This is a genomic window from Chryseobacterium sp. JUb7 (genome assembly GCF_024806495.1).
GTDB lineage: Bacteria > Bacteroidota > Bacteroidia > Flavobacteriales > Weeksellaceae > Chryseobacterium.
The window spans coordinates 115,707-128,517 of sequence record NZ_JANUFF010000001.1 but is presented as its reverse complement, the minus strand read 5'-3'; the positions used below and the strand labels follow the sequence as shown (position 1 = coordinate 128,517).

Sequence of the window (12,811 nt, the reverse complement as noted above, 5' to 3'; positions counted from 1 at the left end):
TTTAATTATTATATAAAGCTATGTATTTTTCTGCCGATTTCTCCCATGCAAAATCAAAATTCATATTGGCTTGAATAAGATTTTCCATCGCTCCTTTTTGATTATAAATATTTAAAGCCCTGTTCATAGCATGAATGATATCATCTACTCCGGGATAGGTAAAATTAATCCCCGCTCCTCCTGTAGAAATATCCTCCACCGTATCTCTTAATCCTCCAGTATATCTCACAATCGGAACTGTTCCGTATCTCATGGAATACATCTGGTTCAATCCACAAGGTTCAACCCTTGAAGGCATCAGTAAAAAATCTGCCGATGCATATATTTTATGGGAAAGATGCTCTTTATATCCTAAATCCAATGCAAAGTTGCTGTAGGTATAATCGTATTCTTTCAGTTTATTCTCAATATAAGAATTTCCTGAACCCAAAATCATCATATTTAAAGCTCCATAACTTTGTTTGATACTTCTCCATACTACATCAGGAAGAAAATCTGCCCCTTTTTCTGTTGCAAACCTTCCTATAAAAGCAAAAAGAGGAAGTTCAGGTTTTAAACCATACTCTTTACAAAGTTTTTCTTTATTTTTCTTCTTCTGAGCAATGGCATTTTTAATATTAAAATTAAAATCCAGCATCGGATCAGTTTCAGGGTCCCAGACTTCAGTATCTATTCCGTTGATAATTCCGTATGCCTTTCCAAATTCGTCACGAACAAGACTTTCCAACCCTCTGAAGCTGATAAATAGCTCTTCAAGATAGCCTTGAGACACTGTTGTGAAAGCCGTGGCACATTTAATCATACTTGCCAGAGGATTCATATATCCGTTCCAGTCCATCAATCCCCATTTATAAGAATCAAAAGACGGCATATAATTCGCCATTTCCCAACTCATCATTCCCTGATATTCACCATTATGGATAGTTCCAATGGTTTTTACGCCTTTTAAAAACTTAAATTCATCACAATGACCAATCATAAAAGGAACCAGTCCTGTATGATAATCGTGACAGTGCAGTACATCCGGGCGAATCTCCATCGCGCTCAGCCAATGCAAAACACCATGCTGAAAAGCCAGAAACTGGAAGCTTTCGTCCTGATATCCGTAGGGATTATCGCGATCTAAAAGTCCGGGGATTTTCACCAAATACAATTCGAATCCCAGAACATCTGTTTTCTCCTTCATCACCTGAACCTGAAGCATATTCTGCCCCTGGTGAATGAAGCCATCAAAAACTATGTCAAACTCATGCTCATGCACAAAAGGTTTGTTGTACCAAGGGATAACGACTTTAGCATCAACATCTTTAATTTTGTTCTGATATTTCGGCAAAGCTCCTACAACATCCGCCAAACCGCCTACTTTTGCTATCGGATAACATTCCGTACTGAGATGATAAATTACCATATTTTTCTATTATCGTGTTTATTAATATTATGTGAAAGTTCAAAAATTACGCTCTGATTCTTCCCTCATAACAAGATCTTTGATATCATCCTATTTTTTTCATTAAGTATATAATATCTGAATCATTTTTATCTTTTGTGTTGTTTTATCCTGTTTAATTTATATTTCTTGTCTTTTTTCTGTTTCAGAATAATTCCGGCAAGCGGTGGCAAATTGATGCTGATCGATTTTGGCCTTCCCGCATATTCTTCATTCTCCTCTTTAAATATATGAGGTTCTGCTCCGCTTCCATTATATCTTTCATCATCTGAGTTGAACACAACTTCCCAGTGAGTTCCGCTATTTACTCCAATTTTATAATCTAAAACATTGGGCGTTAAATTCAGAATCACCATACATACATCATCTCTCTTTTTCCCTTTTCTTAAATAGATATACACAGAATTTTCAAGATCATCAGCTTCCACCCATTCAAAACCGTTTTTATCAAATTGATTTTCATAAAAAGCAGTTTCATGTGTGTATAAATGATTCAGATCTTTAACCAGAGTCTGTAAACCCCTATGAATAGGGTATTCCAATAAATGCCAATCCAGACTTTGGGTAAAATTCCACTCCTTAGTCTGCCCGAATTCATCACCCATGAAAAGTAATTTTGCCCCCGGATGCGTAAACATATACACATACAAAGCGCGAAGATTGGCAAATTTCTGCCATTCGTCTCCTTTCATTTTATAGATAAGACTTGCTTTCCCATGTACCACTTCATCGTGTGATAAAGGCATCATATAATTCTCATTATACATATACATCGAAGCAAAAGTCAGTTTATGATGAAAAAACTTCCTGTTAGCAGGTTCTTCTTTAAAATAATCTAACGTATCATGCATCCAGCCCATCATCCATTTCATTCCGAAACCCACTCCACCGTCATGAACAGGCTTTGTGAGCATTGGAAAATCTGAACTTTCTTCAGCAATAGTGATGATATTATCTCCAAATTCTTTATAAACAGCCGTATTGAATTCCTGTAAAAAAGATTGAGCTTCGAGATTTACATTTCCTCCGTAAATATTCGGCTCCCACTCGCCTTCATTTCTTGAATAGTCCAGATGAAGCATCGATGTTACCGCATCTACACGCAAACCGTCAACATGATACCGTTCAAGCCAGAACATAGCATTTGAAATCAAAAAAGATTTCACCTCATTTCTTCCATAATTGAAAATGTGAGACTTCCAGTCCGGATGAAACCCTTTTCGGGGATCTTCATGTTCATATAAATAAGAACCGTCAAATCGATGCAAACCATTGGCGTCACCGGGAAAATGTGAAGGAACCCAATCTAAAATTACGCCAATATCATTATGATGAAGATCATTGATTAAAAACATCAGATCCTGCGGTGAGCCGAAACGTGAGTTGGCAGCAAAAAAACCGGTAATCTGATATCCCCAGCTCGGATCATAAGGATATTCCATTAAAGGCATAAACTCTACATGGGTAAAACCCATTTCTTTAATATAAGGAATGAGTTTTTGGGCTACTTCCCGATAATTTAAAAACCGGTCGGGATCGTCATGCTCTCTCATCCAGGAGCCCAGATGCATTTCGTAAACTGAAATCGGAGCATTCAGACTGTTTTTTTTCCAACGGTTTTCAAGCCATTCTTTATCATTCCATTCGTACCAGGTTGTGGAAACCAACGAAGCCGCCTGAATATTCTGCTCCCAGCTTAAAGCATAAGGATCGCTTTTTTCCAAAATTTCTCCGCGGGGGCTTTCTATTCCATATTTATAAAGTGTTCCCCAGGTCAATCCGGCAATAAAACCTTCCCAAATTCCCGACCCATCCCATCGGGGAAACAAAATATGATCTTTATCGTTCCAGTTATTAAAGTTTCCGATCACTGAAACTTTTTTTGCATTTGGAGCCCAAACTGAAAAATAAACCCCTTCTATCCCATCTTTCTCTACAGAATGTGCACCAAATTTGTCATATAGCTTATAATGTCTACCTTCTTTAAAGAGATAGATGTCGTGATCTGTAAAAAGCGTATATGTTTTAACCGAATTCATCACGGTTTTGATTTAAATTTATATATTGTTTGAAACTACGAAAAATATTAATAAAAACAGTTAATTTCGATTGAAATAATTGTTAATCCAACTCCCTATCCATAGCCTGTTTATCAAATATATCATTTTTTTATTCACGGATTTATGATTTTAAAATAATTAATCTAAAAATATTTTTTATAAATTTAAAGGTTAAAATTATTAAACACACATGATGCGATTTGAACTTTACACTGAAGAGAGTGACGATAGAGCTATATACATTACAGGAAATTTCAACAACTGGAATCCTAAAGATTACAGCTATCCGCTTAAACAGGTAGACTCCAATAATTATTTTATCGAAATTGACGATCAGATCCTTCCTCAGGTTATTGAATATAAGTTCACTAAAGGAGGCTGGGAAAATGTCGAATTAGATAAATATGGGAATATCACTCCCAATCGGAAAATTTCAAAGTCGGCTGGGAAATCTCTGAATATTGTTGAAAAATGGAGATTTAACTGGGGCCCTTTTAAAGACGAATATTTCCCGATTGTAGAAATCATTTCAGAAGAATTTTATATTCCTCAGCTTGACCGCTACAGAAAAGTCTGGGCACTGCTCCCCTATGATTATTATGTTTCTGATAAAAGTTATCCGGTTTTATACCTTCAGGATGCTCAGAATTTATTCAATGAAGGAAGTGGCTACGGGAACTGGGAAATAGACAAGAAGCTTTCTATTCTGGCAGAATACGGACGTGGAGATGTTATCGTAATTGCTGTAGAACATGGCAGTGAAGAAAGAATCAAAGAGTATATTTTTGATAATGACAACGTAGCCAACGGTTCGGAAGGCAAAAAATACATCCGTTTCATCACCGACACTTTAAAACCTTTCGTAGATGAAAATTACCGCACAAAAAGGGATAGGAATAACACCGGAATCGGAGGAAGCTCGTTAGGAGCACTCATCAGTATTTACAGTGGCTTTCTTTATCCTGAAGTATATTCCAAGTTATTAATTTTTTCACCGTCTCTTTGGGTTGAGCCGAATAATAATTTTCCGATGATGAATTTCAGAGTACCTTTTAAAACCAAGATTTACTTATATGGAGGCGCTCAGGAAGGCTCAAAAATGGTTAAAAGAATTCGGATCTTCGAAGAATATTTAAAGAGATGGGAAAAGAAAAATCTATTTGATTTTGAATTCAAAACAAGTATAAATCCTGAGGGCACTCACAATGAATTCTATTGGTCGCAGGAATTTCCAAGAGCTATTGAATGGCTTTTTTATAACAACACCGAAAATCCGGTAGAAGTAAAACCACAACAAAAAAGTTTTAAAAATTAATCTTATGAAATTAATCAACAAAAAAAACAAAGACTACACCCAGATATTTCACTTATTTACGGAAGAAGAATGGACAAAAACGGAAAAAAATTTCAATAAAAATATTTCGACTTTTTTTACAGGAAAGAAGCATGAAGTTTTTATTAATGCTCAGGAAGAAGGAATCGCTTATTTTATCGGGCTGGGGAAATCTGATTTTAAAAACTTTGAAATTCAACAGGTTGCCCATAAATTCACACAGACTCAAAAGAAAAGCATTCACGCAGTTCCTACTTTAGTGGTCGCAGATTTCCTCGGTGAAAGAGAATTCGAAGAATTTATAAAAGGCTTACTGATCGGAACATATAACTATCCTTTTGAAAACAGCCATCCATTCTGGAATTCTAAATTTGAAATACATTTTGAAAATATAAGTCAGAAAAAATTAGATACAATCAGTGAAAGAGCCATAGCTTTAAGTAATGGACAAATCGCCTGTCAGGAATGGCTGAATAAACCAGCCAATCTTAAAAAGCCTGACATGTTCAGTTCGTATCTTAAAAATCTGGCAAAAACACACGACTTAAAATACACCTCATTTAACCGAAAAAAATGTGAAGAGCTTGGATTGGGAGCTTATCTCTCCGTTAATCAGGGAAGTGCCTATGATGCTGCTTTCACAATTCTGGAATATAAAACCAGTGTTAAAAATGCTAAAACTTTCGGTCTTGTAGGAAAATGTGTGTTGTTTGATACCGGAGGTATTTCTTTGAAAAATCCGGACAATATGCACTATATGAAATCGGATATGGGCGGCGCAACTGCTGTTTTGGGAACCTTGATTTACGCTGCAGAAATGCAGCTCCCTGTTAATATTATCGCTATTTTACCGATCACAGACAACGCCATTTCTGAAAATGCTTTTCTTCCAAGCGACGTTATCTCCGCTTATAACGGTAAAACCATTGAAGTTCTAAATACAGATGCTGAGGGAAGAATGATTTTAGCGGACGGGCTGTCTTATCTTGCCAAAAACTATAAGACAGATTTCCTTATCGACCTTGCAACATTGACGGGAAGTTCGGTAAGAATGTTCGGGGACACATGCGGAGCTCTTTTTTCCAATGATGATGAACTTAAAAACCTTCTGATAAAAACAGGTGACAAAACCAATCAGAGACTTTGGAATCTTCCGTTGTGGGATGTCTGGAAAGACGATATTCAGTCAGATGTAGCTGATTTGAAGAATATCTCCATGAAACCTATCGGAGATTGCATCATTGCAGCAAAATTTCTCGAACATTTTATTGAAGGTCACCCAAAATGGGCCCATCTTGATATTGCAGGGGTTGCTTTTGGAAATGTCGGTTATGCAAAAGAAAAGGCTGCAACCGGCTTTGGAGTGCAATTATTAACGGATTTAATTGAAAATTATCACTAAAAATTAGTTTATTACAAAAATTCTCAGTATAATTGATATATAAATTATCAAAAACACTTCCCTAATCAATATTTAATATTAAATAATTAACAAATTTTTAATATTATTTTTGAAAATTTATAAAAAATTTAAAAACATTATATGGAGAAAAAAACTATAGTATGTATTTCGTGCTATTACAAAGGCTATGATTTCATGGACGAAATGAAAAAGCTGGGTAATAAAATAATCTTAGTAACATCAGAAAATCTTAAAGGTAAAAACTGGCCATGGCACGCCATTGATGAGGTATTTTATATGCCTGAACAAAAGCCGTCTGTCTGGAATCTGGATCACCTTGTTCAGGGGTTTTCACACTTAATGCAAACTAGAAAAGTAGATGCAGTCATTGCTCTTGATGATTATGATGTAGAAAAAGCAGCTTTAATTCGGGAGACCTTCAGAATTCCGGGAATGGGTCAGACCACACACCGTTATTTCAGAGATAAACTGGCTATGAGACAGAAAGCTAAAGATTCAGGAATAAATGTCCCTGAGTTTACGGCAGTTTTTAACAATGATGAAGTTAATCATTTCATTGAAAAGGTTCCGGGACCATGGGTTTTAAAGCCGCGTTCTGAAGCTTCAGCATCAGGAATTAAAAAAATCACGAATAAAGATCAACTTTGGGAAGCTTTAAACCAATTGGGAGAAGAACGCCATCTATTTTTACTGGAAAGCTTCAAACCCGGAGATGTTTACCATGTTGACAGTTTAACTTTTAATAAAGAAATTGTATTTACATCTGCGTCAAAATATTTGGCTCCTCCTATGCAGGTATCTCATGAAGGCGGTGTTTTCAGAACAAAAACATTAGGTAGGTATTCTGATGAATTCAAAGCCCTTGAAGAGGTTAATGCCAAAGTATTGTTAAGTTTTGGACTACTCAACGGAGCCACTCATACGGAATTTATCCGTGGAAAAGAAGACGGAAAATGGTACTTTCTGGAAACTTCTTCAAGAGTGGGTGGAGCTCACATTCCGGATCTGGTGGAAGCATCCAGTAATATTAATATCTGGAGAGAGTGGGCAAAAATAGAAGACGCTTTGTTAAGGGGAGAAAAATATGAAGTTGCTAAACCCACAGGATATTACTCAGGGCTTATTGTTGCTTTAATTAAAGATAAAGAACCCAATTACAATGAGTTTGAATGTGAAGAAGTGGCAAAATTCATCCCTATCGACTACCATGTAGGGATTGTATATAAATCCAGTGACTCCACAAAAGTCCAGGAAAGATTAGACTGTGCAGCAGAAAAGATTCAGGCGCATTTTCTCAATATTATTCCACCACAGAGCAGACCGACGAGCTAAAATTTATTTTCAATTTAATCTAATCATATGCCTCATATAGAACACACAGATTATTATTCACATATATTAGGAACGAGCCTTAAAGTGGAAGTTACGGGACATTACGGATATCCGATTATCATGTTTCCAACTTCTCAGGGACAATATACCCAAAACCATGATTTTCATTTAAACGGAAGTATCAATTGGTTTATAGAACAGGGAAAAGTTAAATTATATAATATTCAGACCATTGATGGCTGGAGTTTTTATGACGAACAGATCTCACCGCAGCAAAGGATTAAAAATTATGAAAGGTATGTTCAGTTTCTGATTCAGGAGTTCGTTCCTTATATTCAGAAAATTCATAAAACACATCGTGTTGCTGTGGCAGGAGCCAGCTTTGGAGGATACCATGCGGCTAATTTCGCCTTCAGATTTCCGGATGTTGTCTCACATTTATTCTGCCTTTCAGGAGCCTTCAGCATAAGAAATTTTATGGATGGATATTCCGATGAGCTCGTATATTTCAATTGCCCCAGAGAGTTCGTAAAAAATGACGAAGCCTGGAAATACAAACATATGCACATCGTTTTAAGCACCTCCGATCAGGATATCTGTAAAGATAAAAATTTGGAAATGGCTGGAATTTTAAAAGCAAAAGGAATTGATTTCTGGTACGATGAAAGAAAATGGATCAACCACGACTGGCCGCTTTGGCGAATGGTTTTCCCAACCTTCATCGGGACTTTCTTTTCTTAAAAATTTAATTCAAAATCAAGTTATTTAAATCAAAAACATAAAAAAATACAATTATGGCAAAAAAAGTAGGAATTCTATTCGGTATGGAAGATACATTTCCTTGGGCATTTATCGATAAAGTAAACGAACTGGGTGGCGGAGAAATTATCGCAGAACCGGTAACTATTGATAAACTGGAACAAGGAGCAGATTACGGTTATGCAGTTATTATCGACAGAATTTCGCAGGACGTTCCTTTCTACAGAGCATATTTAAAAAATGCAGCACTGAACGGAACATATGTAATCAATAACCCTTTCTGGTGGAGTGCTGATGAAAAATTCTTCAATAATGCATTAATGTCAAAACTGGGAATCCCACTTCCAAAAACAGTTTTACTTCCTTCCCATGAAAGACCGACAGATACTTCAGAAACATCGTTTAGAAATTTAAAATTCCCGCATGACTGGGAATATATTTTCGATTATGTTGGTTTCCCTGCCTATATGAAGCCTCACGATGGCGGAGGCTGGAAAAGCGTTTATAGAGTAGAAAATCCTGAAGATCTTTGGAATAAACTGAGTGAAACAGAGCAACTGGTGATGATGGTTCAGGAAGAAATTGTCTTTGATGACTATTACAGAGTCTATTGTTTAGGACAAAAATATGTTCATATTATGCCTTACGAACCAAGAAATGCGCACCATTTGAGATATGCAACAACACATCAGACAAAAGGAGCAGAATTGGAAAAATTACTAAAAACAATTCATGATTATACCATTAAAATGAATGAAGCTTTAGGCTATGATTTCAATACGGTAGAATTTGCCATCAGAGACGGTATCCCTTATGCTATTGACTTCTGTAATCCCGCGCCCGATGCAGACAGAAATTCTGTAGGAGAAGAAAATTTCGCTTGGATTGTAGAACATTCAGCAAAATTAGCGATTGAAAAGGCTAAAGAATATGTTCCGGGAAAACCCAATATTTCTTGGGGAACTTTCGTGAAAGATTCAGTAAAAAAATAAAAACATTCAAAATAAAAACACGAAAAAAAATGCATCAGTTTACTATTGGCATCGAAGAAGAATATCAGATTATAGATGTTGAGAGCAGAGATCTGGTCTCTCATGTTTCAAAAATTATTGAAGGCGGAAAAGCGGTTTTAAGTGAAAATTTAAAGCATGAAATGCATGAATCCATGATTGAAATGGAGACTGGTATCTGCCAAAATATTCAGGAAGCTAGAGCTGAATTAACGAATCTTAGAAGGCATCTTATTAAAATCGCTCATGAACAGGGACTACGGGTTTCCGGAGGAGGGACACACCCTTTTTCAAACTGGGAGCACAATACCATTACCAACGGAGAACGTTACAACAAAATTGTAGACGATATGGGAGATGTTGCCCGTGGGAACCTAATTTTCGGACTCCATGTGCACATTGGGATTCCGAATCGTGAAGAAGGCGTTAGGATCCAGAATGTAATGCGTTATTTCCTTCCTCACGTGTATGCTCTTTCAACCAATTCGCCTTTCTGGATCGGAAGAAATACGGGGTTCAAGTCTTACCGGCAGGAAATTTTTGTAAAGTTCCCAAGAACAGGTATTCCAAGTTATTTTAACTCATTGGCGGAGTTTGACAGCTATGTTGATCTTTTGGTGAAAACCGGAACGATTGATAATGCCAAGAAAATATGGTGGGACCTTCGTGTTCACCCATTCTACCCTACTATTGAATTCAGGATTTGTGATATGCCTTTAAGAATTGAAGAAACGGTTTGTATGGCAGCCATTATGCAAAGTCTAGTGGCAAAAATCTACAAACTTCATCAGCAAAACTTAAGCTTCAGAAGTTATCGAAGATTATTGTTAAATGAAAATAAATGGCGAGCTTCCAAAAGCGGTATTGAGGCACATCTTATTGATTTTGGTAAAGAAGAGTCGGTGCCATATCCGCACTTATTAAAAGAACTTCTGGAATTCATTGATGATGTAGTGGATGATTTAGGCTGCCGAAACGAAGTAGAATATGCCTGGAAAATTTTAGAGAACGGAACCGGAGCAGACCGACAGTTACAGATCTTCAAGGAAACAGGTGATCTTACAAAAGTAGTTGATTATATGATCTCTGAAACAGAATATGGCATCACACATGGTGAACATACTTTGTAATAATTTGGTAACTTTGCATAAAATATAATGTAGTATGAAGGATATTCGAATCGCTTTGCTGGATATGAACAACAATCAGACAAATCAGGGTTTCAAAAATATAAAAGAAATTTCTGAGGCCTTTCAGCAGAGCTCTGAGGAAAATGTAAGCATTACAACTTTTGACGTAAGATTTAAAAACGAAATACCTGATATTGAAGATTTCGATATTTTTATTTCTTCGGGAGGTCCCGGGAATCCTCACAAAGAAGGTCTTGAATGGGAAGAAAAGTTCGCTAATTTTTTAGACTCTGTTTTTGATCACAATAAATATAACGACCATAAAAAATATTTATTTTTAATCTGTCATTCGTTTCAGTTGGCAAGTATTCACTGGGAACTGGGAAACATCTGCAAAAGAAAATCTTATTCTTTCGGAGTGATGCCTATTCATAAAACTGAAGATGGAGAACAGGAATTTTTATTTAAAAATCTTCCGGATCCTTTTTATGCTGTCGATTCAAGGGCTTTCCAGTTTATAGAACCTGATTATGAAAGATTCGAAGAACTGGGAATGAAAATCGTAGCTCTTGAAAAATTCAGGCCTCATATTGACCTGGAAAGAGCCGTGATGGCAGTACGTTTTTCAGAGGAAATTTTTGGCACTCAGTTTCATCCTGAAGCCAACCCTGCAGGCATGGTTGAGAGTTTAAAAGATGAAAAATACAAAACCGCTATGATTGAAAATTATGGTATGGAAAAGTATTTAGAAACCGTCGACAGAATGGATGATGAAGACAAAATCATTCTGACGCAGGCTCAGATTCTCCCGAGATTTCTGCAACTAGCAAAAAAAAACATTTTGAAGAACGCAGAAGCAATGGCTTAAATTGAATAAAATACAAATGCTTCGACTGGCTCAGCATGACATTTTAATACTAAGTGTTTTTTATTAGAGATTCATTTGTAGCACTGTCATACTAACTTGTCAACGCACCTCAAAATTAAATTATTAATAAAGAAAATCGGGCAACAATTGTCCGATTTTTTAAAATCACAAAGAAAAAAATATGATTCCGAAATACAGAAAACAATTTAATCAGGAATTTTCACAGGAAAAGTATAAACAGTTTAAAGAAGTATTAAAAGAAAAAAGTGGTATTGAACCCGGATTCAGAATTTCAGAAAGTCCGCTTTTTTTAACTAAAGATTTTGAATCTAAATTGATTAATGCGAGTGAAAGCATTATTGATCAGATTAAAAATTTATCTTCTGAGCTGCTGCAAAAAGCAGTTCCGGATAATTGCAGGGTTCCTAATGATACTGCCAAACCACATTTTTTTACGATAGATTTCGGAATTTGTAAGGGTGAAAACGGTGAGATAGAGCCTCAATTAATCGAACTTCAGGCTTTCCCTTCTTTATATGCATTTCAACGGGTTTTTGAAGATACTTTTTGTGAAATTTATCCTTTCATTTCAGAAATAAGAAATAAAATACCCTTTGAAAGCTTTCAAAACTATTTAAAAGATCTTATTGTAGGTGATGAAAAGCCAGAAAATGTAATTCTACTTGAAATTTATCCTGAGAAACAAAAAACAGCCATTGATTTTGTTTTAACTGAAAAATTATTAGGAATAAAAACAGTATGTCTAACCAAAATAAAGAAAGAAGGCAAAACGCTGTTCTATGAAAATGATGGGAAATTAACTGAAATAAAAAGAATTTATAATCGGGTTATTTTTGATGAATTAGACCGAATCCCCGATCTGAAAACAGAATTTGATTTCCGTGAAGAGGTGGATGTAACCTGGGTTACCCATCCAAACTGGTTCTTTAAGGTATCTAAGTTTTTACTACCACTTTTACAGCATCAGTTTGTGCCGAAAAGTTATTTCTTACATGAGTTTCCGGAAAGTGAAGCCCTTGAAAATTTTGTTTTAAAACCTTTATTTTCATTTGCAGGAAGTGGCGTTAACCTTAATCCAACAAAGGAAATTACCGATTCTATTGAAGATAAAGAAAACTATATTTTGCAAAGAAAAGTAACTTATGAGCCTATTTTTGAAGACATAAACGGTGAGTTTTCAAAAGCTGAAATCCGATTATTATATATTTGGCGCGAAAATGACGAACGCCCTATTCTATTGGAAAATCTTGGAAGAATGACGAAAGCCGCCATGGTAAATGTAGATTTCAACAAGAAGGATGCGATCTGGATTGGAAGTTCGAATGCGTTCTTTGCTGAAGAATAGATCAAATGCTTCGACAGGCTCAGCATAACACTGCTACTATTAATTATTGCTGTTAATCGTTATTTTTATTAAAGGTATCATTT

General features: G+C 35.9%; 10 protein-coding genes. 8 read left to right on the top strand and 2 right to left on the bottom strand.

The genetic code is table 11. The features are described 5' to 3' along the window. Position 1: 1 nt before the first annotated feature. Together M2373_RS00565 and glgB are read right to left on the bottom strand one after the other, a co-directional pair. Positions 2–1,408 carry a glycogen synthase gene (locus M2373_RS00565; protein ID WP_259106379.1) on the bottom strand — a complete coding sequence of 469 codons (1,407 nt, stop codon included), beginning with the start codon at positions 1,406–1,408 and terminating at the stop codon, positions 2–4. A 128-nt stretch (positions 1,409–1,536) separates the two neighbouring features. Continuing rightward, positions 1,537–3,486 carry a 1,4-alpha-glucan branching protein GlgB gene (gene glgB, locus M2373_RS00560; RefSeq protein WP_259106377.1) on the bottom strand — a complete coding sequence of 650 codons (1,950 nt, stop codon included), beginning with the start codon at positions 3,484–3,486 and terminating at the stop codon, positions 1,537–1,539. A gap of 214 nt (positions 3,487–3,700) precedes the next feature. Between glgB and M2373_RS00555 the strand changes: the two genes are divergently transcribed. The 8 genes from M2373_RS00555 (at position 3,701) to M2373_RS00520 (ending at position 12,728) form a co-directional block, all read left to right on the top strand. Beyond that, a complete protein-coding gene (locus tag M2373_RS00555; RefSeq protein WP_259107583.1) occupies positions 3,701–4,822 on the top strand; it encodes an alpha/beta hydrolase-fold protein in 1,122 nt (373 codons plus the stop codon). Positions 4,823–4,826: 4 nt separating this feature from the next. Continuing rightward, positions 4,827–6,242 carry a leucyl aminopeptidase family protein gene (locus M2373_RS00550; protein WP_259106375.1) on the top strand — a complete coding sequence of 472 codons (1,416 nt, stop codon included), beginning with the start codon at positions 4,827–4,829 and terminating at the stop codon, positions 6,240–6,242. 141 nt (positions 6,243–6,383) lie between these two features. Next, positions 6,384–7,595 (top strand): acetyl-CoA carboxylase biotin carboxylase subunit family protein, encoded by a 1,212-nt coding sequence (locus M2373_RS00545; protein WP_259106373.1) that lies wholly within the window; start codon positions 6,384–6,386, stop codon positions 7,593–7,595. A gap of 27 nt (positions 7,596–7,622) precedes the next feature. Then, positions 7,623–8,336 carry an alpha/beta hydrolase-fold protein gene (locus tag M2373_RS00540; protein ID WP_259106372.1) on the top strand — a complete coding sequence of 238 codons (714 nt, stop codon included), beginning with the start codon at positions 7,623–7,625 and terminating at the stop codon, positions 8,334–8,336. Between the two features lie 53 nt (positions 8,337–8,389). Continuing rightward, the gene (locus M2373_RS00535) at positions 8,390–9,346 is read left to right on the top strand and encodes a RimK family alpha-L-glutamate ligase (protein WP_259106367.1); all 957 of its coding nucleotides are present in this window, start codon (positions 8,390–8,392) and stop codon (positions 9,344–9,346) included. Positions 9,347–9,375: 29 nt separating this feature from the next. Continuing rightward, the gene (locus M2373_RS00530) at positions 9,376–10,494 is read left to right on the top strand and encodes a carboxylate-amine ligase (protein WP_259106366.1); all 1,119 of its coding nucleotides are present in this window, start codon (positions 9,376–9,378) and stop codon (positions 10,492–10,494) included. Positions 10,495–10,528: 34 nt separating this feature from the next. Continuing rightward, positions 10,529–11,362 (top strand): type 1 glutamine amidotransferase, encoded by an 834-nt coding sequence (locus M2373_RS00525; RefSeq protein ID WP_259106365.1) that lies wholly within the window; start codon positions 10,529–10,531, stop codon positions 11,360–11,362. Between the two features lie 181 nt (positions 11,363–11,543). Beyond that, positions 11,544–12,728, top strand: a complete 1,185-nt coding sequence (locus M2373_RS00520; protein WP_259106364.1) for a hypothetical protein — start codon at positions 11,544–11,546, stop codon at positions 12,726–12,728. The last annotated feature ends 83 nt before the right edge of the window (positions 12,729–12,811 follow it).